17 protein-coding genes and 1 pseudogene are annotated in these 24,087 nt (G+C 69.5%); 11 read left to right on the top strand and 7 right to left on the bottom strand.

Annotated elements, in window-relative coordinates; translation table 11 throughout:
- The first annotated feature begins 4 nt into the window (after window positions 1-4).
- The 5 genes from AOK01_RS11815 (at window position 5) to AOK01_RS44380 (ending at window position 10,218) form a co-directional block, all read left to right on the top strand.
- Window positions 5-283, top strand: coding sequence for an acyl carrier protein (locus AOK01_RS11815; protein WP_055510924.1), 279 nt, complete (start codon window positions 5-7; stop codon window positions 281-283).
- A 37-nt stretch (window positions 284-320) separates the two neighbouring features.
- Window positions 321-1,676, top strand: a complete 1,356-nt coding sequence (locus AOK01_RS11810) for an NAD(P)/FAD-dependent oxidoreductase (RefSeq protein WP_055510923.1) — start codon at window positions 321-323, stop codon at window positions 1,674-1,676.
- Entirely contained in the window at window positions 1,619-2,365 is a 747-nt protein-coding gene (locus AOK01_RS11805; protein WP_281181342.1) for an HAD family hydrolase, read from the top strand. The genes AOK01_RS11810 and AOK01_RS11805 overlap by 58 nt, the downstream gene beginning before the upstream one ends.
- Window positions 2,366-2,540: 175 nt before the next feature.
- Window positions 2,541-3,593 carry a ketoacyl-ACP synthase III family protein gene (locus tag AOK01_RS11800; protein ID WP_055510921.1) on the top strand — a complete coding sequence of 351 codons (1,053 nt, stop codon included), beginning with the start codon at window positions 2,541-2,543 and terminating at the stop codon, window positions 3,591-3,593.
- Window positions 3,594-3,612: 19 nt separating this feature from the next.
- The gene (locus tag AOK01_RS44380) at window positions 3,613-10,218 is read left to right on the top strand and encodes a type I polyketide synthase (RefSeq protein WP_055510920.1); all 6,606 of its coding nucleotides are present in this window, start codon (window positions 3,613-3,615) and stop codon (window positions 10,216-10,218) included.
- Window positions 10,219-10,527: 309 nt separating this feature from the next.
- On the opposite strand, the gene AOK01_RS42585 is transcribed toward AOK01_RS44380, so the two are convergent.
- Complete coding sequence (locus AOK01_RS42585; protein WP_213862086.1) at window positions 10,528-10,701, bottom strand: hypothetical protein; 174 nt, start codon at window positions 10,699-10,701, stop codon at window positions 10,528-10,530.
- A gap of 157 nt (window positions 10,702-10,858) precedes the next feature.
- On the opposite strand from AOK01_RS42585, the gene AOK01_RS11790 reads away from it, so the two are divergent.
- Together AOK01_RS11790 and AOK01_RS11785 are read left to right on the top strand one after the other, a co-directional pair.
- Window positions 10,859-11,362, top strand: a complete 504-nt coding sequence (locus AOK01_RS11790) for a hypothetical protein (protein WP_055510919.1) — start codon at window positions 10,859-10,861, stop codon at window positions 11,360-11,362.
- Between the two features lie 997 nt (window positions 11,363-12,359).
- Entirely contained in the window at window positions 12,360-12,785 is a 426-nt protein-coding gene (locus AOK01_RS11785) for an SgcJ/EcaC family oxidoreductase (RefSeq protein WP_055510918.1), read from the top strand.
- A 483-nt stretch (window positions 12,786-13,268) separates the two neighbouring features.
- Here the strand turns inward: AOK01_RS11785 and AOK01_RS11780 are convergent, their stop codons facing one another.
- Window positions 13,269-16,529, bottom strand: coding sequence for a hypothetical protein (locus AOK01_RS11780; protein WP_055510917.1), 3,261 nt, complete (start codon window positions 16,527-16,529; stop codon window positions 13,269-13,271).
- A 430-nt stretch (window positions 16,530-16,959) separates the two neighbouring features.
- Between AOK01_RS11780 and AOK01_RS11775 the strand changes: the two genes are divergently transcribed.
- Together AOK01_RS11775 and AOK01_RS11770 are read left to right on the top strand one after the other, a co-directional pair.
- On the top strand, window positions 16,960-17,757 hold the full coding sequence (locus tag AOK01_RS11775) for a 2'-5' RNA ligase family protein (protein WP_055510916.1): 798 nt from the start codon (window positions 16,960-16,962) through the stop codon (window positions 17,755-17,757).
- A gap of 74 nt (window positions 17,758-17,831) precedes the next feature.
- Complete coding sequence (locus AOK01_RS11770; RefSeq protein WP_055510915.1) at window positions 17,832-18,335, top strand: hypothetical protein; 504 nt, start codon at window positions 17,832-17,834, stop codon at window positions 18,333-18,335.
- 690 nt (window positions 18,336-19,025) lie between these two features.
- Here the strand turns inward: AOK01_RS11770 and AOK01_RS46520 are convergent.
- Window positions 19,026-19,247 (bottom strand): annotated as a pseudogene (locus tag AOK01_RS46520) (peptidase inhibitor family I36 protein); the annotation flags it as partial.
- A 240-nt stretch (window positions 19,248-19,487) separates the two neighbouring features.
- Here AOK01_RS46520 and AOK01_RS11765 point away from each other — a divergent pair.
- On the top strand, window positions 19,488-19,763 hold the full coding sequence (locus AOK01_RS11765; RefSeq protein WP_055510914.1) for a hypothetical protein: 276 nt from the start codon (window positions 19,488-19,490) through the stop codon (window positions 19,761-19,763).
- 332 nt (window positions 19,764-20,095) lie between these two features.
- A complete protein-coding gene (locus tag AOK01_RS11760) occupies window positions 20,096-20,719 on the top strand; it encodes a 2'-5' RNA ligase family protein (RefSeq protein ID WP_055510913.1) in 624 nt (207 codons plus the stop codon).
- A 782-nt stretch (window positions 20,720-21,501) separates the two neighbouring features.
- Here AOK01_RS11760 and AOK01_RS43510 read toward each other — a convergent pair.
- The 4 genes from AOK01_RS43510 to AOK01_RS11745 form a co-directional block, all read right to left on the bottom strand.
- Entirely contained in the window at window positions 21,502-21,654 is a 153-nt protein-coding gene (locus AOK01_RS43510) for a hypothetical protein (protein WP_157871268.1), read from the bottom strand.
- 81 nt (window positions 21,655-21,735) lie between these two features.
- Entirely contained in the window at window positions 21,736-22,515 is a 780-nt protein-coding gene (locus AOK01_RS46100; RefSeq protein ID WP_055510912.1) for a pentapeptide repeat-containing protein, read from the bottom strand.
- Between the two features lie 338 nt (window positions 22,516-22,853).
- Window positions 22,854-23,243 carry a hypothetical protein gene (locus tag AOK01_RS11750; protein WP_079103348.1) on the bottom strand — a complete coding sequence of 130 codons (390 nt, stop codon included), beginning with the start codon at window positions 23,241-23,243 and terminating at the stop codon, window positions 22,854-22,856.
- Complete coding sequence (locus AOK01_RS11745; RefSeq protein ID WP_079103347.1) at window positions 23,243-24,055, bottom strand: helicase associated domain-containing protein; 813 nt, start codon at window positions 24,053-24,055, stop codon at window positions 23,243-23,245. Before AOK01_RS11745 ends, AOK01_RS11750 begins: the two co-directional genes overlap by 1 nt.
- Window positions 24,056-24,087 lie beyond the last annotated feature (32 nt).

The raw sequence follows: 24,087 nt of genomic DNA, 5'->3' as shown, positions 1-24,087 counted from the left end.
GACCATGACCGACCTCGACCGCGCGACACTCCTCGACCAGCTGCTGCGCCATGTGCGTGAGGAGCTGGCGACGGGTGTGCCACCAGAACAGATCACCGCCGACGCCCCGCTGCTGGAGATGGGGGTGCTGGACTCCGTGCGCACCGCACGCCTGCTGGCGCACATCCGCACCGCGCACGGCGTGCGCGTCCCGCCCGTGCACATGACCGGGGAGCACTTCCGCACGCTGGACACGATCACCGACCTGATCCTGCTCCTGCGCTCACCGACCGCCTCCCTCTGACGCCGCCCTTCGGCGCCTTGCTCTGACAGGAGAACAGATGACGTACGACTACGACTACGACATCGGCATCATCGGCGGTGGTCCGGCCGGCTCCACCGCCGCGTCCTACCTGGCCAAGGCCGGTCTGTCGGTCGCGGTGTTCGAGAGTGAGTTCTTCCCACGGGAGCACGTGGGCGAGTCCCTGGTGCCGGCGACCACACCGGTGCTGCTGGAGATCGGCGCCATGGAGAAGATCGAGGCGGCGGGCTTCCCGCGCAAGTACGGCGCCGCGTGGACGTCGGCCAACGCGGACGAGGTGGACCCGCTCGGCTTCCAGGTGCACGACCACGGCCTCGGCGCCGCCGACGTGCTGTTCAACGAGCGCGATCAGCTCGGCGTGGACCGCGATCACACCTTCCACGTCGACCGCGGCCGGTTCGACCACATCCTGTTGAAACACGCGGAGAGCCTGGGAACGAAGGTGTACTCCGGAGTGCGGGTGCGAGGCGTGGACTTAGCCGACACCGACCGTCCTTTGCTGCGGGTCGGCATGGGCGGTTCGACCGCGGAGGTGGCGGTACGGATGGTCGTCGACGCCAGCGGACGCGGCACCGTCCTGGGACGGCAGCTCAAGGTCAAGGTGCCCGACCCGGTGTTCAACCAGTACGCCGTGCACAGCTGGTTCGAAGGACTGGACCGGGAGGCCCTGGCGAACGACGAGAAACAGGCCGAGTACATCTTCATCCACTTCCTGCCGCTCGCCGACACCTGGGTGTGGCAGATCCCCATCACCGACACGATCACCTCGGTCGGGGTCGTCACCCAGAAGGCGCGGTTCAAGGAGAGCGCGGGTGACCTCGAAGGCTTCTTCTGGGACTCGGTCGCCAGCCGGCCCCTGCTGCGCGACGCGCTCAGGAAGGCCGAGCGGGTCCGCCCGTTCAAGGCGGAGGGCGACTACAGCTACGGCATGCGCAAGGTGTGCGACGACTCGATGGTGATGATCGGCGACGCCGCCCGGTTCGTCGACCCCATCTTCTCCAGCGGTGTCAGTGTCGCCATGAACAGCGCCCGGCTGGCCTGCGCCGACATCATCGCCGCCGCGCAGGCCGGTGACTTCAAGGCCGCCCGGTTCGAGAACTACGTGAGAAAGTTGCGGCGCGGCGTGTCCAGCTGGTACGAGTTCATCTCCCTCTACTACCGCCTCAATATTTTGTTCACCGCCTTCGTCCAGGACCCCCGGTACCGGACCGACGTCCTGAAGCTGCTGCAGGGCGACGTCTACGACGAGCAGGAGCCGGCCGCGCTGACGGCGATGCGCGAATTCGTCGACGCCGTGGAAGCGGACCCCAGCCACCTGTGGCACCCGCTGCTGGGCAGGATGAAGGTGTCCCTCAGCTCCCGGGCACTGTTCTGACCGCGCGCTGGGCCGTCCTGTTCGACATGGACGGAACCCTCGTCGACACCGAACCCCTTCTGCACGAAGCCCTGTCGGTGGTGCTCGGCGCGGCGGGTGTGCCGGCCGAGGCGATCCGCCCGGAGGAACTGCGGGGGCGCGACGTCGCCGAGAACCTGGCCCGGTTGAGCAGCCTCGCGCGCACGCCGATGACCACGCGGGAGCTGTACGAGCGGGTCAGTGCTCGCATGCTCGACCGGCTGCGGCGCGGGGTCGCTCCGCTGCCCGGCGCCGTCGGCCTGCTCCGGGCGCTGCGCGGGGCACACGTTCCGTGCGCGCTGGTCTCGTCCTCGTACCGGGCGATGGTGGACGCCGTACTGCCCTCGCTCGGCGCGGACGCGTTCGCCGTGACCCTGGCGGGTGACGAGGTGAGACGTCCGAAGCCGGACCCCGAGGCGTACCGTACGGCCGCCGCCCGGCTCGGCGTCGCGCCGGGCAACTGTGTGATCGTCGAGGACTCGGCGACCGGGCTCCGGTCCGGGCGGGCGGCGGGGTGCGTCACCGTGTCGGTCGTGCGGACCGGGGAACCGGTGGACCTCGCCGTCCGGGACCTGTCCGAACTGACCGTGCGACGGCTCGCGCACCTGGTGCAGGCGGGGACCAAGCAGGCCCCGGGGACTCGTCGCGCAACCGGCACCAGCGCACCCTGACCAACGCTCACCGACCTGAAGGGCTCGGCGTTGTGACGCCCGCCGGACACCGGGACGCGGCGAACGGCCGCCTCCCTTCGACTCGTTCCTCCGACCCGTTTTGCAGAAAGTGGTGCATCGACGTGACCAGAGCCGCCCGCCAAGGTGATCCACCCACGAGTTCCCGGACTCCGGCATGAAGCTGCCGAACATGTTCCTCGCCGGCCTCGGCTGCTGGCTGCCGGCTCCCTACCCGGCCGCCGAGGCGGTCGCCGCGGGCCTGTACGACGCCACGGTCTTCGCCGAGAGCAAACTGCGCGGCGTGCTGGTCGCCGGGCCCGAGTCACCGCCCAACATGGCCGTGCGGGCCGCCCGGACCGCGCTGAGCCGCTCCCCGGGAGGGGCCGCCGCCATCGGTACGGTGCTGCACGGCTCGACGTTCTACCAGGGGCCCGAGATGTGGTCGCCGTCGGCGTACATCATGCGGGAGCTGGGGATCACGGGAGCCTCGGGCACGGAGATCCGCAACGGCTGCAACAGCATGCTCACCGGCGTCGAGCTGGCCGCCGGCCTGATGTCGTGCCGGCCCGACGGCAGGCCGGACATCCTGCTGACCACGGCGGACAACTTCAACTCGCCCCTGCTCAACCGCTGGGACAGCGGACCGATGGGGGTGATCGCCGCCGACGCGGCCAGCTCCGTCGTGCTCAGCCCGACCGCCGGGTTCGCCCGTGTCGAGGCGGTCGTCTCCCGCGTCTACCCGGAGTTCGAGGCGATGGCGCGCGGCGACGAGCCGCTGTTTCCCCCCACCGGGTCCGCGGGCCGGCGGATCGACACCGTGGCACGCGCCGAGCAGTTCAACGAGCGGGTGCGGGAAGCCGGCGGCACGAGTGTCGCCGACGGCATCGCGAAAGCCTGCTCCGAGACGGTGCTCGCGGCCCTGGGCGAGGCCGGTCTCCAAGGCTCCGACCTGCGCTGGGTCCTGGTGCCGAACGGCGACGAGGCGACCACCCGCGCCTGCGCCATGGACCCGCTGGGCCTGGACGTCTCCCGTTCGCAGTGGGAGTTCGGCTGCGGCATCGGACACGCCTCGTCCAGCGACCAGTTCATCGCCCTCGACCATCTGCTGCGCACCGGGCAACTCGACGAGGGCGACCACGTCCTGCTCTTCGGCGGCGCCCCCGGGTGGTCGACCGTGTCCGTGGTTCTCACCATCTGCGCACCGCCGACCTGGACCGAGGATCGATGATGCCGACCGGAGGTGCCGCATGACGGCGCAGCAGCAGGACCCGGCCACCCCGCGGCCGATCGCCATCGTGGGCATGGCCTGCGAGTTCCCCGGCGCGGGCGACGTCTCGGCGTTCTGGAGGATGCAACTCGACAAGGCCGACGCCACGTCCGACGTGCCGGCCGACCGTTTTCCCGTCGACACGTTCCACGACGCCCGCCCGCGGACTCCCGGGCGGATCGTCAGCCGCCGCGGCGGATTCCTGCCCGACATCCGGGGTTTCGACGCCCACTACTTCGGCATCTCCGGTCGCGAGGCGAGCCACATGGACCCGCAGCAGCGGCTGCTCCTCCAGACCGCCGCCGCGGCCGTACGGGACGCCGGCCTGAGGCTCGACCAGCTCGCGGGCAGCCCGACCGCGGTCGTCGTCGGGCAGCGCACCGCCGAGTACTGGGACCTGCTGCGGGCCGCCGGGGCGCTGGACATCTACGCCAACACCGGCACGTCGCGCAGCGTTCTCTCCGGCCGCCTGTCGTTCTTCTTCGACCTGCGCGGCCCGAGCACCTCCGTCGACACCGCCTGCTCGTCCTCGCTGGTGGCCGTGCACCAAGCGTGCGCATCACTGCGCGACGGGGAGGCGACCCTCGCCCTGGCCGCGGGCGTCAACCTGGTGCTCACACCGGAGGAGAGCATCACGTTCTCCCAGGCCGACATGCTCTCCGCGGACGGCCGGTGCAAGTTCGGCGCGTACGACGCCGACGGTTTCGTGCGCAGCGACGGAGTGGGCGTCGTCGTCCTCAAGACGCTCGCGCGCGCCGAGGCGGACGGCGACCGCGTGCACGCGGTCATCCACGGCTCGGCCGTCGAGAACGAGGGCCGCAGCAGCGGGTACCTGATGACTCCGTCGCAGAGCGCGCAGATCGACGTGTTGCGCCGGGCCTGCTCCCGCGGCGGCATCGACCCGCGGGCCGTCGGCTTCGTGGAGGCACACGGCACCGGTACGCCCACCGGCGACCCGATCGAGCTGCGCGGCCTGGACGCGGTCTACGGCACCGGCGTGGGCCGCACCACCGAGAACCCGCTGCTGGTCGGCTCGGTGAAGACGAACATCGGCCACACCGAGGCGGCCGCCGGTATGGCGGGACTCATCAGGGCGGCGCTGTGCGTGGCACACGGCGTCGTCCCGCCCGCGCTGCACAGCGGCCGGCTGACCGACGCGGTGGACTGGGACCGCATGGCCCTGCGGATACCCCAGACCGCCCACGAGTGGGGCCGGGACGGAGTCCTGCGGTACGCCGCCGTCAGTTCGTTCGGCATCTCCGGCACCAACGCCCACGTCGTCCTCGGCGAACACCGGCCCGTCGCCGTACCGCCACCGGCCGACGAGGAGCCACAGCCGTACCTGCTCACCCTGTCCGCCCGGACCCCCGCGGCCCTGCGGGAGCTGGCCGCCGCCTACGCGGACCACCTCGGGCCCGAGGGGGAGGGGCGCCGACACGCCCTGCGCGACATCAGCTTCAGCGCGCTGACCCGTATCACCCACCACCGGCACCGTATGACCGTGCTCGCCACCGACCACGACCAGGCCGTCCGGCAGTTGCGCGAGGGGCGGCCGATCGTCGCCGCCAGGCCCGGCGCACGGTGGAAGACCGTCTTCGTGTTCCCCGGTCAGGGCTCCCAGTGGGTCGGGATGGGGCGCCGGCTCCTGCGTACCTCCCCGGTCTTCCGGGAGACCGCCGAGGAGTGCGACCGGTACGTCCGCGCCGAGCGCGGCTGGTCGGTCATCGAGCACCTGACCACCGGCGACGAGGCGGACTGGCCGATCGACGTGGTGCAACCGCTGCTCTGGGCGGTCGAGGTCTCCCTGGCCGCGCTGTGGCGGTCGTGGGGTGTCGCCCCCGACGTCGTGATCGGACACAGCATGGGCGAGATCGCGGCCGCCTGCACCGCGGGCGCGCTCACCCTGTCCGACGGCGCGGCGGTGATCTGCCGCCGCAGTGCCCTGCTCAAGGAGATCGCCGGCGCCGGGTCCATGGCCGCGGTCGACCTGCCCGCCGACGAACTGCGGCGGGAACTCGCCGACGTGCCGGACGTCGACGTGGCGGTGAGCAACAGCCCGCGCCGGAGCATCATCTCGGGCCGCACCCCGGCGGTGGAGAAAGTGCTCGGCGAACTGTCCGCACGGGACGTCTTCACCCGCGTCGTCAAGGTCGACGTGGCCTCGCACAGCAGCCAGGTCGACCCCCTGCTGGACGCGCTGCGCGCGGCCCTGGAGTCGATCCGGCCCCGTGAGGGCCGGATACCGCTGCGCTCGACGGTGACCGGGGAACCGCTGACCGGCCGGGAGTTGGACGCCGACTACTGGGTGCGCAACCTCCGCGACGAGGTCCGCTTCCTCGCCGCCGTCGACGCCGAGACCGCCTGCGCCGAAACGGTGGCCGTGGTCGAGATCAGTCCGCACCCCGTGCTCGGCGGGGCGGTGAAGGAGTGTCTGTCCGAGGAGCGCACCGACGACCAGGTGGTGCAGTCGCTCCAGCGCGACACCGACGACCGCACCGCGCTGCTGACCGCGGTCGGCCAGCTCCACCAGGCCGGTTATCCCGTGCGGTACGACGCCCTGTTCGACGGTCCGGCCACCTACGTGGGCCTGCCCCCCTATCCCTGGCAACGCGCCGACTTCTGGGTCGGACCGGCGACCGGGACGGCCGGCCCGCCGCCCGCGACGACCGCCTCTCGTACGGCAGAAGTCGCAGAAGTCGCAGAAGTCGAGGACACCGCAGGAGGCCACCCGCTGCTCGGCGCGCACAGTGTTCTCGACGACGGCACACATCGCTGGGAGGGCACCGTCGACCTGGAGCGCAACGCCTACCTCCTGGACCACCAGGTGCAGGGGCTGGGCATCCTGCCCGGCACCGCCTACCTGGAACTGGCACTCGCTGCCGCCACCCGGGCCCTCGGCGCCGACACCGTCGTCAAGGACGTCCGCTACGAGAAGGCGCTCTTCCTCACCGCCGAGATCCCGCCGTCCCTGCGGGTGACGCTGCGGCCGGCCGGGCGGGACTGGGCCTTCGACGTCGCCACCGCCGACGCCACCGCCGACGGCACCGAATGGATCCGGCACGCACACGCCCGGATCGGGCGGGCGCCCGCCGGCCCGCGCCCGCCCGACACCCGCCAGGACACTCCCCGGCAGTTCGCCGCACGCGCCGTCGTACACCTGACCGGAGCCGAGTTCTACCGCCGGTTCGCGGCCCGCGGCAACGACTGGCACGGCGTCTTCCGGGGCATCGGGCAGGTGTGGTGCGGCGGCGACGAGGCGCTCGCCGAGATCGCGGTCCCCGACCGTCTCCCCGGCCTCGGCCGGCACCACGTCCACCCGGCGGTCCTCGACGCCTGCGGACAGGTGCTCGCGGCCACCCTGCCCGACACGGCCGAGCCCGGCGACCAGCACGCGTTCGTCCTGGGCTCCATCGACGCGTTCCGCCGGTACGCGCCGCTGACCGGAACCCTGTACAGCCACGCGGTGCGCCGCGAGCTGACGGCCGAGTCGTTCAGCGGCGACGTCCTCGTCCGCGACGAACAAGGCACACTGCTGGCCGAGTTGCGCGGCCTGCGCATCCGCCGGTTGGTGCGTGGTGAGGAACCCGCAGACCCGGCCGACTGGCTCTACCGGCCGAAGTGGACGCCGGCCGTGGAGCTCGGGGCATCGCCTAGGCGGGACGACGGCGTCTGGCTGGTCTTCGAGGACGAGGACTTCGGGCCGCGACTCGCTCCGGCACACGGCGCGCGGATCGCCGTACGCCCGGGGGAGAGGTACGGGCGCGACGGCGACGGGACGTACCGCATCAACCCGAGCCGCCCCGACGACTACGCCCGGCTGCTTTACGAGGTCGGCCGCGACCACCCCCAGGGCGTCGCCGCCGTGGTCCATCTGTGGAGCCTGCGGGCGACGCGGCCGGCGGAAACGCCGGTGCCGCTCGGCCTCGGCAGCGCGCTGCTGCTGGCCCAGGCGCTGTCCGCGGCGCGGCGGGACGGTCCGGCCCCCCACCTGGTGCTCGTCACCCGGGGCGCCGAGACGGTCGCCGGCACGGACGGGGCGCCGGATCCGGAGCAGTACACCGTGTGGGGCTTCGGACGCACCGCGGCGAGCGAACTGTCCGTCGTCCGGCACACCCTCGTCGATCTCGACCCGGCCCACGGCATCGAGCAGGCGCAGGCGCTGGCCCGGGAGATCGCGGTCGCCGACGGGACCGAGGACCAGATCGCGCTGCGGGCGGGCGCCCGGTACGTCCTACGGCTGCGCCGCACCTCACCGGCGTCCGGCGCCGACGACGTCACCGAGGCCCTGCCGGCCCGGGACGGCCGCGCGGTCCCGCTGTCCGGGACGGCCGCGGCGCGGCCCCCGGCGGCCGACGAGGTGGAGATCGCCGCGGCGTACGGCGGCGTCGGCTTCCGTGACGTGCTCCGGGCGACCGGTACCCACCCGGGCCCGGATGACGACGACCGGCTGGGCCAGGAAACGTCCGGCGTGGTGACCGCCACCGGCAGCGGCGTGCGAGGACTGGCCGTTGGCGACCGCGTGGTCGCCGTCACCCGTCCAGGACTGGCCACCCGGGTCCTCGCCGACCGCCGGCTGACCCACCGCCTGCCCGACGGCCTCTCGCTCGCCGAGGCCGCCACCGTACCGATCTCCTACCTGACCGCCTGGTACGGCCTCATGGAACTGGCCGCGCTCCGCGAGGGCGACAAGGTCCTCATCCACTCGGCCACCGGCCAAGTGGGGCTCGCCGCGCTCCAGGTGGCCCGGTGGCGCGGCGCCGAGATCCACGCCACCGCCGGCAGCGAGAAGCGGCGGGCCCTGCTGCGCGCCATGGGCGTCACCCGGGTCGCCGACTCCCGGACGGACTTCGCCGGACCGCTGCTGGCCGAGACCCGGGGCACCGGGATGGACGTCATCCTCAACTCGCTGACCGGAACAGCCGTCGACCAGAACCTCGACATGCTCGCACCGCACGGGCGCTACGTGGAACTCGCGGACAGCCCGCCGACCGATACGGGAGGCCTCCCGCGCAACGGCTCCTGCCACCGCCTCGACATCGCCGCCCTGTGCCGTGAGCACCCCGAGCGGGCAGGGGCACTCCTCGGCCGCGTGCTGCGCCTGATCGCGGCCGGTGAACTCGCGCCGCTGCCCGCCGAGGTGTACCCGCTGGACGCAGTCGGCTCGGCGTTCGACGACATCTCCGGGGCACGGCACATCGGCAAGGTGCTCATCGACCTGCGCACCGCCCCGACACCCCCGCCCGTGCCCGCGCCGACCCGGATGCGGCCGGACGCCACGTATCTCGTGACCGGCGGTGCCGGGGGCCTCGGCTCCGAACTGGCCCGCTGGCTGGTGGCCCGTGGCGCCGGACACCTGCTGCTCACCGGCCGCACCCTGCCCGGGAGGGCCGCCGCACCGGCGGGGGACGACATCACCGCCCTGCTGGCGGAACTACGCGGTCAGGGCGCCGCGGTGCAGTACGCCCCCGTGGACGCCTCGGACGAACGGTCTATGCGCCGGCTGGTCGAGTACCGCCGCGCCGCGGGCCACCCGCCGGTGCGGGGCGTCTTCCACACCGCCGGCGTCTTCCTGTACAAGCCGATCGGCGACACCACCCTGCGGGACCTGGAAGCCGTTCTGCGACCCAAGCTGGAGGGCGCCCGCGTCCTCGACCGTCTCTTCGCGGACGACCTCGACCACTTCGTCCTGTTCTCCTCGGGGAACGCCCTGCTGGCCTCGCCCCACGTCGCGGCGGGAGCAGCCGCGAACGCGGGCCTGGACGCGATCGCCCGCGGCCGTCGCAGCCGGGGCCGCAGGGCGCTCGCGGTGAACTGGGGCTTCTGGACCGACCGGGGCATGGCCGCCGAGGCGGGCACCGCACTCGGACGGAACCTGATCCCGAAGGGCATGACCGGGTTCACCTCCGCCGCCGGACTCGCAGTGCTGGACCACCTGCTGGCCACGGAGGCAGGGGACACCGTGGTCATGCCGGTGGACTGGGGCCGGTGGCGGAGCACGTACCCGGTCGCGGCGGCCTCCCCCTTCCTCCGGGACGTCGTGGACGAAGCCTCCGCGCGCCGCGTCACGACCGTCCCGCCCCCCGCTCCGTCCCGGACCGCGTGCGTCCGGCCGGAACGCACCGTACGACAGGCCGCGCCGGCGGACCCCGTCCCACGACCGGGCTCCCGGCCACCGCGCCCGCAGGCATGGCCTGCTTCCGGGAGCCCGGGCGGAGCCGCGTCCGAGTCCTCGTCCGGAACCGGATCCGCGTTCGCGACCGTCTCCGGAACCGTGACGACGCGGGCCGGTGTGGAAACCGGACGGCAGACCGACGACACGGACCGGTCGGCCACTGCGGCCGAACCGGTGGCGGACCGGGCAGTGCTGTTCCGGGCCGGGATCGCGGCCATCCTCCGCGTGGACATCGACCATCTCGACCCGGACCTGGATCTGACCAGTCAGGGACTCGACTCCCTGATGGCGGCCCAGCTACGGCAGGAGGTGCAACGCTCGCACGGGGTGCTGCTGCCGGTCGGCAAGATCCTCAGCCGGGCGACCCTGCGAGAACTGACGGCCCAATTGCTCGCCGACGCACCACAGCAGTGAGAGTGCCGTCGCGGCGTGCGCCCGCGGAGGCCTCAGCAGCCGACACCCCGCCCGGACCTGCCACGCGAACGCAACGGACGAACAGCACGCGGCACATGGCGAAAAGAGGATGCCGGTGAGCACCGACTCCATGGGCCCACATGGCGTCGCGGATGGAGGTCCATGACCGATGCTCCCAGGGCTTGATCGCGTCCTGGCGTAGCCGGCGGCGCCCGGTGGACGGCGAGACAGCGCCGGTGCTGCCGCGCGCCGACTCGTCCCAGTCGATTGTGGGACGCAAGTCGTCGTTGGACATTGGTATCCCTTTCGTCATCGGCTACTGGCCGGGGCGCTGCCGTCGACGTCCGCGACCTGCAGTGCGTCAGGGACGCCGAGCGCGGCACCCTCGGCATACGCCACCGCACCACGGTCCCTGCAGATCACTTCTACTCCCGGATGGGCCCTCAGCCAGGCCACCAGCGGTGCCGCCTCGCGGCTGGGCACCGATGCGGTCCTCCAAACCCCGCAGGGGCCGGCCTGCCGGTGCTCTTCGTAGAGGTCGACAGCTGCACCGAAACCCCCGGCGTACTGGCCGCGAAGTTCGAGAAGTACCGCGCCTTCTTCCGCTTGAAGACCAAGACTCCAAGGGCTTGAGGCCCCGGTGTGGCGCAACCGCTACGCGTCGACCGGGCGGGACGGCCACCCGCCCCTCGCGGTCGTCTTCAACCCCGGCACCCGTGTCGGCCCCGAACGGCTGAAGAACCGGATGAACACCGTTCTCCAGCAGACCAGGAAAGTATGGTCCGGCACCTACCAGGGGTACGGCCCGTACGGGGCCGACGAGGAGCGGGACGGCTACTACGACTACGCGGACGCGATCCCCGTCCTGTTCACACCCTGGGACGCCTCCAGGCGGAGGGCCCGTACGGGATGGTGTGGCGACGCTGCGGCCACGGCCAGTTCGAAACCCTCGCCGACGCCCTGGCCAATCCGGGTGACCACGAGGCATGGGTGGTCAGGGAGGAAGCACGCCGCCGCCGCCAGCGCGCAGCGCGAAGAGCAGACGCAGGCCTGGGCAGCCCAGCGTGAACGCTGGGAAGAACAGACAACCCGACAACGCTCCCTCACCCGGGCCCTCACTCGGGCCCGGGCCCAGGCTGTGTGAACGCTGCGGACTCCCGCTCACCGGCCAGCCCGGTGAGCTCTACGACGACGCGCCACCACAAGACGGCCGCCACTGCCCCCAATGCCGCACCGACCCCCCACTGCAACCCACGACGCTGCGCCAGGCCCTGTTCGGGAAGCGCCCGCGCGACCGATGACGACGGGCCGTGAGGGTCTGGCCCGCGTGCCAACTGGGGTTCCGATCTCGGTTCCAATTTCAGCGCCGATTCGTCTGCCGATTAGACCGGTAGCCCCTGACTGCCGATTTTGCGCAGGCCAGGATGCTTTTAAGTCCTTCCGGGGTGACACGCAACTCAGGGTCAGGAGACACCTCTGCTCCCCGCCCGGCTCGGTCCCGTGCCGACGCCGTCAACATGGCGCGGACCCGTTGCGCGTCGACGCCGCCGCGCCGGTGGCCGCCGGTGGCCTGCGGCCCCCTGACCAGACGGGGGAGGGCCGGGTAGCGTGATCGCAACCGGTCGTGGATAAGGGGGAGTTCGTGGCTGCAAACGTGGAAGACTTTTTCGCTCACGTGGAGAGCCGTCGGCACGCGTGGCCGGCAGGCCGGGATGACCTGCTGTAAGCTCGAATTTCACGTGTCCTTTTCTCATCGACGGTGGCCTTTGTCCGGCCCAAAGGACAGCGCGGTGAGACACATTCCTGTCCTGTCGCATTGAAGCTGTCGGATTCTCACTCGTTCTCGTTCGTGCTGGCGGATTCTCATTGCGTCGCGCGCTGAGCTGCTGTGTTTGCTTCGTTCGTGGGGTTTGATCTCCGAGCTCTATCTGGCCACGACTGCCGAACTGAGCCGACGGCTCGCCCGCAGCTACACCGCTCTCGGAACCCAGGACCCTCTGTACCAGCGGTTCTGCAGCAGGTCAGAGGCTCACCCTCTGACAGACGCGAGGCGACAGGACACCCGTGTGGACACCTGGCAGCTGTCAGGCCAGCGAGAGGAGTTGACCTCAACCTAAGTTGAAGTCCTAGGTTCCCCCCCCATGGACACCACGAACTCCACTCTCCCCGCCAACGACGCCGACGACGAGCAGAGGATTCGCGAGTTGGTCACGCGGTCCCAGGAGGCGCAGATCGACCCGGACGTGCTGCCTGCGCTGCACACCGCAAACTTGGTGCTCGTCAACTTGGCTGGGCGGCGCCTCTTCGGGCGTGAAGCCTTCGCTTCGGCCATGGCCGGAGCACTCTCGTCCCCGCTCAAGGACATCCGGACCTCGCTGGAGGTCGACGACATCCGGTTCACCACCCCAGACGTCGCTATCGTCAGCCTCACCAAGACCATCCACGACGAACGGTCCGAGGCGCAGGGCTCGTCCGAGCTGCCCTCGGTCGGGGTCCTGACCTACGTCTTGACCCGCCAGGGCGACGACTGGCGCATCGCCCTGGCCCAGACGACACCGGTCCGCTGAGCGGCCGCTACGCCGACCAGAGCGCGATTTCCGCGAATGCCATGTCGTTTGAGAACCCGACCCATCAGCGTTCTCAGACGACATGACGACTCCGCAGGTCGAAAGCCCGTCGTCTGACGGATGCGCTGCGACAGGACAATTCCTCTCTGATCGTTCACTCATCGCAGTGCTGTTCCCGGTCTCGATCTATACAGCGAGTCCTTTCCAGCCTGATCGTGGGGACGTCGCAGCTGGTCAAGACCGGGAGCTATGATCCCCGTCATTGCCGCTCGGCGGTGGGCGATGCCGCGCGTGGTCGGCGAAGTCTCGACGAGTCTCCGCCGTACGGACGGGAAGATCGAGGAGGACCTGGCATGGTCTGCCACGGGTGCCGACGTCTTCGGGCCCTCGATGCTGTGGCGTACGTTCCGCTGGCGGCTCCCAGCTCAGAGCTTCCCCGGAGGAGAGCCACACCCTTATTGGTTTGCAGAAGGCGTGATCCGCTCAGGCTGTCTCCCAGAGCCGCAGCGTGCGGTCGTCGCCCGAGGTGACGAGTCGGTCTCCATCCGGGTTGAACGCGAGCGAGTTGATTCCGCCGACGTGCCCGCGGAGCGTGATGGCGGAGGTGGGATCCGTCTGTGCGTCCCAGAGCCAAAGGACGCCGTCGTCGTCGCCGATGGCGAGCTGAGCGGGGTTGTTTGGACTGAAGGCCACGGCGGTAGCCCAGCCGGTTCGCGGTGCCTGGATGATCTTTCTGTCGCGGAGATTCCAGAGCTGCGGCATGCCCATCTGGCCGACGGTGGCAAGCATGTGGCCGTCCTTGCTGAAACTCAGGGAGCTGGCCTGCCCGTAAGCCGAGATGAACGAGCGTGCGCCCTTGCCGGGAAGAGTACGGGTCTTGCCCGTATGGCTCAGCAGATCAAGCTGAACACCGCCATCGTCACCCGCAACGGCCAGAGCTCCGCTATGGTCGAAGGCCAGGCCCGTGTGTTGCAGGAATTTAGTCTCCTGGTTTTCGTATTGCCCGTACTGGCCGTCGCGCCAGTGCCACAAGTGCAGTCGGCCCTCCTCGTCGCATGCGGCAAGGAGCTGTCCCCCGGGCTGGAAGGCGATCGCCAAGATGTCGGCGCCGCCGCTCTGGGTAGACAGTTTCTTCCATGGCCCCTCCCAGAAGCTCCGCAAGTACACGGCGCCTTCGTCGGTGCCTACCGCGAGGACCTCTTCACGTTCGCCGTAGGCGATTGCGGTGACCCTGGGTGTATCGGGGCGCTTCCTTGGCAGGCCGAGAGCCGGCAGCGAAAACCCGTCGCGGTTCCAGATCCGGACCCAGCCCTTGTCGTCCCCGCTGACGATCCGGCGGCCACCGTTCAGCCATGCCACCGGTCCCACCTCGCCTTTGTGCCCAGTGAAAACAACCAGGCTGTCATCTTCGGGGAGGGCGAACGCAGTGATCAGGGCTGCTGACGAGGCAGCTCCTGCCCCAAGGACCAGACGACGGCTGACAACCGGCTGGTTCGCCGGGCGATCCGTACGGGGGCGGACAGTGTGCGGCGTCGTACGTGAGGCAAGCGTCTCTTGCAGCCGGACGTGACGGAACTGGTACACGCTGCCGGACTGCCGCAGGAGTTCCCGTTCGCGGGCGTCGGCAAGGAACGCCATCAGCCGCCAGGGCAGACGCCCCTGAACCGCGAGAAGTAGCCGGGTGACGACGAATCTTGGCCACGCGCGGGTGAGGAGGACAAGCAGCCCGAAGGCCGTTGCGGGGAGCAGCATGGCTAGACCGAGGATCAGCCCGTAGTCGTATCCGAAGTTGTCGAGCATGACGTTCAGGCCGTCGCGAGCGAGTGCCCGCAGGTCGACCGTGCCCGGCCAGCCCGCCCAGCCTGTGAGGATCCGGAAGACGAGCCGCCCCGTGAAGTCTCCCGTGGTCCAAGCGATGAGCCCAGCGGCGCCCACGACCGTTCCGGACACCAGCGCCCCCACCAAGGAGGAACGGCGGTCTTGGGTGAGGGAGTGCAACGGACCGACCTGGGCCGTGGCTCGGGTCGGCGGCGCGTCGAGCCACTGGTGAGCCGCAAGAGCGAGGCCGATAACGGTCGCCAGGGCGGCGCAGACCATGACCATCTGGAAATAGAACTCGATGGCGGACATGGACCATGAACTGCCGTCCTGAGCAATGGAGATGACGACTGTGGCGCCAGCGATGACGGGCACAACAGAAACTGCTGTCAGGACAACACCATTACGGAATCCTCGCCTCAGCCGTGCCCAGGAGCCGCGAACCGCCAGAGACAACCGCCCGGGAGGACGGCCGGGGTGGGCGTAGCACACGACAGTGGCCAGAACCGCGAAGCCGCCACCGATCACCGCGGACAGGGACGAGACGAACGATGTGTCGTCCATCTCCTGGACGTCGCCACCGTAAACCAACACCATCCACGCCGCTGACGCGATCGTCAGCAGCAGACCTGCCCCAATCCCGATGGCCGGGACAACCCACCGTGACAGCAGCCGGTCACTCATCCGCCACCAAGTGAGATCACGTTCACGGTGATCGTGCAGATACCCGGCCAGGAAAGTCAGCCAGCGGCGAGCCTGCTCGGCGGACCACCTGGCATCGGACCCAGCAGCGGATGGATCGGGAGTGTAGGCCGCATCGAGCAGCTGGTGGGTCAAGTGCTCCTCCACCGCGTACCGGCAGTCGAACCTGGCCGTGTCCAGCAGTTCGGCAGGGTCGGCGCCATGCTGGTAGACGAGCCGCGCTGTGGAGACCATCAGCGGAGTCGACAGTGCTGTCGCGAGGGCGCTGTCCGGCTCGGCGCGTAGGTGTTCGAAGATCTCGTCCCAGGCGTCCGCGCCCAGGCTGTCGGGCCAGTCCATGTCCCGCAGATAAGCGATCACGTCCTCGGGGCTGACCGGCTCGACTTCCACCACCGGGGCCTGGCGGAGCACGGGAGCACCACCGCGGATCAAATCCTCATACTCGGCGGCCCTGCAGGTGACAACGATCGGTCTTTCGGTGCCGATGGCCTGGTTGGCCGTCCGGACCGCGGAACGGCGCGCCGCTTCCGGGATCTCGTCGAGTCCGTCGAGTACGGGCAGCAAGAGCCCGTGATCCAGTAGCAGGCGCGGGATCTCCGCGCGACCGTTGTAGTACGCGGAGGCCAAGGTCCGTACGACCCAGCCGTCGAGCGGTTCGCGAACCGGGTCCCAGGAGGAGACCGGCAGAAGCACCGGGACCGTACCGCCCTGCTCGCGCTCGGCAAGCAAACCCAGCGTAAGAAGCAGGGCGACGACCGTCTTGCCGGCTCCCGGCTCACCGAGGACGACCAATCGTCGGTTCGGCAGACGCTCGAAGCCTTGCGCCAGTTGGCGAGTCACTTCGTCGAATCGGCCATCGAAGCGGCCACTGAGACGCATGCGCAGCACCCGTGCGGCGTGGGTCGCTCCCGACTCGGAGCGTAGCCCTGGTCCGTGCTGGTCGGCGACGTTTCGGGACGTCGCCGACCAAGCCAGTGGCAACACCCGGGGATTGCGTAGCCTGCGTCCTTCTGCCTCCTCCAGCCACTGCGTCCTGAGCGTCAGCGCCAGATTGTCTGCCAGCACAGCGGGATCGGGCGGCGAGAGATCGGGCCGGAAGTGGTCGGCGAGGGCCACGGCCAGCGACACAATGCCCACGAAAAGGCCCGCCACGCCCGCGCGCCCGTTGTCAGCGTCGAGGTCTCCTGTCGTCAGCAGTAATACGGCCAGCACGATGAACAACACTGCTGTGCCCACCAGCAGGCAGTTGCGGACCAGGCGCCGCCGTGACCGTCGTGAAGGGTGCCATCTCACGACGCCATAGTCGGACTCGCCCCTCCCCGCAGGTGGCCGTATGCATGGGCATAACCCAAAAGCCTTAATGATGTTTCGGGTCAGTCCCACCGGCATGAGGCAACACTCCGGGCGGCATCGGCAGTTGCTTGGTGAGTGGACAGTTGGGTCCCGGCCACTGCGGGTGCTGTTTAAGGCACCGCCGCGGGGATTGGGAGCGATCGGGGCCCATGGGCTGTGACCATTGGAGCCGCCGGGCCAGCGGTCCAGCGAACAGCGACCGTCAATGCGGTCTCGCCAGGGCATCGGATTGCTGTCCGACCTAACTGCCGGACCGCACGCAAGAGGACACGGAAGTGAGACGAACTCGCGAGGACACCGCGTGAGACGCCCAACATCCGAGCTGGTCAACGCCGTGCCGAGGGCCATCGGAAACGGGAACCTACACCTGCACTGGCACCTGCTGTACGACGAAGCACTGGTGGAGGAACAGCTCGTGGTCCCGTACCGGGAGCTGACCCATCGCCCGGGCCTGGCACCGGTTCCTGCCCGGTGGGTCCACGCCACGGTCATGCACGGCGGCCCGGTGGACCAGTACACGCAGGCGGAGATCACCGCCATCGTCGACCGGGTCGGCGAGGCCTGCGCCACGACCGCTCCGTTCGACCTGATCTACGACAGGCACTCGGTCGGCACGGTCGCGGTGGAGTGCGCAGCGCGGCCGGGCGCACCGGCCCGCCGACTGTGGGAGCTGACCACCGCCGTCGACGCCGACGTCACCGGCGGCCGTTTCCCGAGGATCCTGGACGACGGCTACTACCCGCACGTCTCGCTCGCCTACGGAGTCGGCGGCCCCGAGCGGGCCGACCGCCGGACGATGAAGGCCTGGCTCTCCGACCACCCCGGCGGCCCCGTGGTGCTGCGGGCCACCCACCTGTCACTGGTCGCCCAGCGCTACGACCGCCGGCACAAGAGTCTGCTGTGCCAGCACATCAAGTGGAGGGATTGCTCGTTGCTCCTGGAGAGCACTGGGGAGGGACGGACATGGTCGTACCGCGGCTTCGGCGTACTGGCAGGATGCGTGGCAGCAGCCGTGCGCGGCTCCAAACCATACGCCAGCGCCGGCATCGGCGGGCCGACAGACAGCCGCGCGATTGGACGCAAGTCGCAGCAGCCGTAGGAGCATTCACCGCCGGTGCAGGTCTCCTGTTCACTGCGGTCGCTACATGGGCCGGATACCAAGCAACGAAGGTCATGCTGGAGCAAGCCGAAGACGCCAGGAAACAAGAAGCCCGCGCTCAAGCCGAGATGCTCGTTTGGTGGGAGCAAAACATCGACGGGTACTCCACGACCATTGCCAATACCTCGTCCCGCCCTGTCAAACACCTCACGGCCTACTTGCACACAGGCGGTACCGATGAAGTAAAGGTCGTCATGCTTCCGAACTTGCCGCCGTGTACACACTTCACTGCGGACCGCGCCGCCTTCGCTAAGCGAATGAAAATGTCAGATGATCCCGCGGACGGCTTCACCACCGTCATGGCTGTGCTGTCGTTCAACGACTCCAGCGCGCAGCGCTGGACACTCACGCAGGACGACACGCTCGCACTAGCGTCGGACAAAGACGCAGAACGTAAGGCTGCGGAAAGAGAAATGAAAGTGAAAATCGTTCACGACTTCGTGCCGACGTGGAATGGGGCACCCGACGCTCACCGCGTCAAGAAGTCCGACCCCGACTCATGCGGTCGGGTGCCCTGACGGTATAGGTCTGGGCTCCGACATCGCAGGAATCGCCGCCGTGAATAGCCCCGGGCCTACGACCCGTGTCAGCCACACCCGCCCTACTCAGGGCTGTACGTCAGTAACCTGGGACCACGGGCTCCGCAACGCCCAAGGCATCCCGGTCGCCGCGTGATTCGTCGCATGGTGCAACTCGTGGTGTGGCTGCGGCGTGCTCTTCCGGATCCACCACAGCAACTCCGCAGGGGAGCTTGTGCCGCGACGATCTGAACCGGCTCCACGAGTGACACGCAGAAGGGCCAAGTGGATCTATCTCAGGCCGACTTTATGCGCGACAATCTTCACAGATTGGGGCCGCTTCGAGATGCCTTGTTGGTCCCTAATGACGTCGCCGTAGCCAATCTGGGCGCTGGTGACGTCGGCCCGCCGGATGTCAAGGCCGGTACGAGCGCGCGAGGCCTCAAGTGGCTGCAGGCGGCCTTGTGGACTGGCCTGTGACATCGGCCCGGTCTACGGGCACAGCCCGTGGCCGTGACTGAACCACACCACGTCGATGCTGTCGTTCATCTGTGCCTTGCCGGCGACGTTCAGGAAGGGCACCTTATCTCCTGCCCCGATGGTGATGCCTTGGCGGATATGGGTTCCGTCCAAGGTGTCCGTCAGAGATACGCGAAGACCGCCAGTCAGGCGTGACATGTACGCGGAGCTCGCCTTATCGCGCATGTGGGCGGGTACTGGCACTAGCTCCTTCGAGCACTTGTTTGGGAAGGAAACGCGCGTCCCCTTGTAGTTGGCGTGCTCCCACAAGCACGTGTAGCCCGACGGGCAGCCGTGGAACTCACTGGTGGGGGCCGCAGACGAGGCGAACGTCGGTGCGGTAGCCAGGAAAGTGATAGCGGCCGCAGCGGCAGCCAGGAGATGACGTTTCACGTGAGGGTGCTGCCCCCGCAACAACAAGCTATCCCAGATTGAGTGCCTGTTCACCCATATAGGGGGCGCGGGCGGAACGCTGACGGGATGATCCGGCTAGCCGACCATGATCAGTCTCAGCTCGCCAACGGCTGTACCGATGTAAAGACCGTGAAGACGGCCAGTCCGTCGCCAGCCTCGGCGTTACGGAACGTCACTGATCACCGGTTCTGACACAGCTTCTGAGACCGAGGAGTTCATGTGCCCCGAACCGCCCGTCGTGCCCCCAACACCACGGCAGCCCGTGAGGCCCTGCACCGCGCGCTGCGGCTCCTGGACGGCCAGGACAACCCGAACGCGCTCGCCGAGGCCCGGGCGGCTGCCCAGAGGGCGGTAGACGCAGTGCCCTACCCGTGGCGGCAGCCATACTGTGCCGAGTACCGGCGCAACGCGAAGCAAGACACCTGCCGCAACAGCACCTGCACCCGCTGCGCGGCGGTCAGGGCCGGCGACCCCATGCCGGACGGCGATTACTGATCAGCAAGCCCTCCAGCGAGGGACAGGGCGAGACCAAAGGAGAAGCCCCCGGGCGGCTGCTGGTGGACAGCGCTCGCCGGGGCTTCGCGGGGGTCGCCCGGCGCCGACGGGGGAGGCGGCGCCGGGCGACGATCAGGGGGAGGCCGTGGTGGTGGCCTCCGCTGTCCGTACGGTCGCGGTGGTACCCCTACGTGGAGACCGCCCCCTCCATGCCGACGGCGCGCACCGAGCTGCGCCAGGTGGTCCGTGCCCGCGGAGCCGTCCGGGCCGCGTGACCCGGCGTGCCTCGGTCGGTAGCGTGACGCCGAATCGCCGTACGGGAGGGGGCTGTTGTGCACGACTTCTTTGCCGGGGTGGAGCAGCATGAGTATCCGTGGCCGGCGGGCCGCGCGGATCTGCACTGGCACCTTCTGTTCGACCCGCAGGTCCTGGACGAAGCGCTGGTACGCCCCTACCGGGAGCTCACCCACCGGCCGGGGCTGGCGCCGGTCGCGGCGCGGTGGATGCACACCACCGTCATGCACGGCGGCCCCGTGGCGGCGTACACCTCCACCGAGATCGACACCATCGTCGACCGGGTCCGCGCGGCATGCGAGAGCATCGCCCCCTTCGACCTGGTCTTCGACCGGCCCACGATCGGCACCGTCGGCATAGAGTTCCCCGCCCGGCCCGGCGCCCCGGCACGCCACCTCTGGGAGCTGACCACCCGCGTCGACGCAGAGGTCACCGCCGCCCGCTTCCCGCTCCTCCCCAGCGCCTACTACCCGCACCTGACGGGCGCGTACGGAGTCGCCGGTCCGCAGCGCGCCGACCGCCGTGAGATGAAGGTGCTGCTGTCCGACCATCCCGGCGAGCCGGTCACGCTGCGGGCACAGAAGCTGTCCCTGGTCGCGCAGTGGCACGACCGGCGGCACATCACCTGGGAGCACCTCGCAGACGTGCCGCTGAGTGCCTGATGCTGTCGGGGATCTTGTTTTCGGTGGGCGACAACGAAGCGAGTAGCACCGGGGTCCCTGGCCGTATCCAAGATCCCCGACAGCTTCAGGCTCTCAGCGCAACACTTGGCGCAGCCTCTACCGCATCACGTAGCACCACACCGGGTCTTATGGGGTGGAAAAGCACAGATGGCCCTTTACCGAGGAAAAAGTGTGAAGAGCTCTGCACAAGTCCCCGCCTCCGGATGAGTGCATACCTGCAGGTCATGTGAGGTTTGAGTCGCGAGTACCTTACGGAAAGTGATCTGAGTGATCTGAGAGCTATGTCGTCGCGGGGGGTGTACCGGAAACGCCGTTACCGACTTTCCATGCAGAGTGGCGGCTGCGTGGTGCGAGTGATCCTCCCTGCACAACAGCTCGGGAACGGCGGCGAGTTTGCCCTGCTTCCACGCTGGTGTCCGTTCGGTTCACTCGTGGCCGAGCCCTGCTGCCTGCTGCTTTTCCATTCTGCTCAAGCTGCGGGGCAGCGTTGTCTACACCTGTTGCGCACCGATGGTGCGCCCGCCCCGAAGGAGCCGTTGATGCCGACCGGCCCGAACACGCCCCGCCCTGACTACACGCCCTGGATCGCTACGGGGTTGATGCTTGCCGCCGGGCTGGCCCACGTCACCTATCTCCACCCGTCGCTGGTGCCTCCGCTCACTGTCGCAATGGCTGGCGTGGGCCTGTTGGCAGCCTTAGTACGCCGATAACTCTCTGAGTGCCGATCCGGCCTTCGGGGTCGTAGAGCACGGCGTAGCTGTTCATGACACGGGCGCCTTTTCGGGTGCGTCGACAGGAAGATTGCGCAGCCCCTGCGCGAGCCGGTCGGCGGGGATCAGGGCGGGCGGCTCGCCGCCGCGCGGATGGCTGATGAGGTCCGCGGCCGCCGTGCTGTCGTCGTAGGTGGCGGGCATCAGCAACTCACTGCCGCTACTGGCTGGTGGCCCACCGTGCCTTTGGTTCGGACATCGTCGTCACAGCCGAGGAGCGGTGCGCTACCGCTTCGCGCCGCTCAGGTTGGCGCCGGTCAGGTTCGCGTCGCGCAGATCCGCGTCGCGCAGATCCGCGCCGTGCAGGAACGCGCCGGTCAGGTCGGCGCCGGTCAGGTTCGCGTCGCGCAGATCCGCGCCGGTTAGGTTCGCGCCCAGATCCGCGTCGGTCAGGCTCGCGCCGCGCAGGTCCGCGCCGGTCAGTTCTGCGCCGCGCAGGTCCGCGCCGTGGAGGTCGACGCGGACAGTGCCGTCGTGGTCACTGTTGCGGGTGGCGAGTGCTGTGGCAGCGGCCTGGATGTCGCTGTCCGGTTCTCTGCCGGGGGTGGGCTTCTTGGGCTTGGCCGCGTGGCTGCGGATGTAGGTGGACAGGACGTTGACGATGGCGGGCTGGTCGCGGGGGGAGTCCTCCATGATGCGCTGCAGGGCGTAGATGCCGCCGAGGCGGACTTCGAGGGAGTCGTCGCCGATGTTGCTGACGGCGGCGTTGTACCGGTCGGTGACTTGTCCTTCGCGGGTGAGGGCGTGCTCGTTATTGACCTGCTGGATCGACAGCCAGGTGAAGGCGATTACGGCGAGGGTGCCCAGGGCAGCCAGGGTGCCAGCGGCCTGCTGGATGCGCGTCCACCGGTCCGCTGGTGCGGGGACGGCCGGTTGCCCGGCCTCCCGGGAGGTACGGGTGCGGCGGCGCGGGGCGCGGGAGCCGATCGGAACGGCAGCGCGACGGGGCGTGATCCGGGTACGGCGGCGGGCGCGACCGGAGCCGCGGGACGGTGTGGTGGCCATGAAGACGTTGATACGGGCGGCGGGCGGCCCGTGCGGCGAGTGTTGCGAATTCGTAGTGGTGCTCTGGCCAGCGGGGATCAGCTGGCCGGGAAGCGCCGGCGCGGGACTCGAAAGCGTAGAGGGAGAGGCCCGGAACCCCAGGTCCTACACGCACACCAGTGCGATGCCTGCACCTCAGTGCCCTCGACATCGCACTGAAGTGCGTGTACGCCCTGGAATCTTGGGCCGCTGGCACAAAGCAGCGAAAGACCCCGGGCCGCCCAGCACGCCCCAGGTCCTGCCTACCAGCCGTACGCCGCCGCCGACGGGTCCGAGGGTGGCGGCACGACCCGGTGCACTCACCAGTCGTCGGGCGCGCTGCCCACCCACGCGATCGGCTGCCCCTCGCTGTTGCGCCCCCAGTGCGGTTCCTCCATCGACACCTCGTGACCGTCGTCCAGGACGCAGATCCGTCCCCAGCGGCCGTGCTTGCCCGGACAGATCCCGGTGAGCCGGGCCACGTCGCCGTCGCGCACGGCCTGGTCGTAGCGGTCCTGGAAGGACTGGAGACGGGCGGACAGCTCCATACCGAGCTCCGTCTCCGCCGCCTCGACCTGTGCCCTCGCCTCCTGCACCTGCGGATCGGCCAGCACCAACGAGATGACCTGCTCCGCCTCCGCGAAGGCACGGCGGCGCACATGCCGTTGTACGGCTTCCTGCACACGCTGCTCTTCGTCGCGCGAGGCCATCACGCCGCTCCTTCCTCTGCCGCCCACTCCAGCCCGAGGCCGGCCAGCGCGGCGAGCTTGTCGGCGGTCAGCTTGGCCCGGCGGCTCTTGCTGTTGCTGAGAAAGACCCCGAGCTTGACCTCCGACCCGTCCGGCAACGCCTCTACGTGGGCCCTGGGGACCGTCACAGAGCCGGTGCGGGCCTTGTACTGCGCGAGGGCTGCCACGCCCTTCTCGAAGGCCCCCAGGGGCGCCTGGGGCGACTTCCCCGGCGCCTCCGGCTCCGGGGCAAGCGGTGTGATGCCGAGCTGCTCCAGGCGCTCGCGCTGTCCGTCCGTCAGCTGGTGCCAGATGGCGTGCCTGCGCATCCGCTCCAACCACCGGCCGATGTCCATGCCGTGCACAGTGACCCCGGGTTCGACGTGCACGGGCACGTTCTCCTCCGCGACCATCTCCCGCAGCGCGGCATAGTGCCTCTGCCAGTCCGCCGGCCACTTGGGGTTCCAGTCCTCATCGACCTCAAGCAGCGCGCTCTCCCACTCGGGGTGTCCGTCCAGCGCACCCTGCCGCCTCAAATTCGCGAGCCACATCCCCAACGGCCGGTCCAGCACGCTCGCGGACCGGGGCGCGCACAGTGTCCAGTGCTGCTCGTAGTACGCCTTGGCGGCTTCGAGGTTCTCCTGGAAGCGTTCATCGGCGAGGGACCAGACCATGCCGAGCTTCTCCAGCCGCGCGGCGCGCTGGCCGCTCATCTGCCCGGCCCCGTACGCCCATCGTTGTTCTGCCACCCACTGTCCAAGCGGTGTCGCGCCCTCGCGGTGTCCGTAGGGCACGCGAGCGTTCCCGACTGTGAGTGGGCGTGTTG

The sequence above is a fragment of the Streptomyces aurantiacus genome (assembly GCF_001418335.1).
Classification (GTDB): domain Bacteria; phylum Actinomycetota; class Actinomycetes; order Streptomycetales; family Streptomycetaceae; genus Streptomyces; species Streptomyces aurantiacus.
The sequence above is the reverse complement of the archived record's forward strand: the minus strand, read 5'-3'. Positions and strand labels throughout refer to the sequence as shown.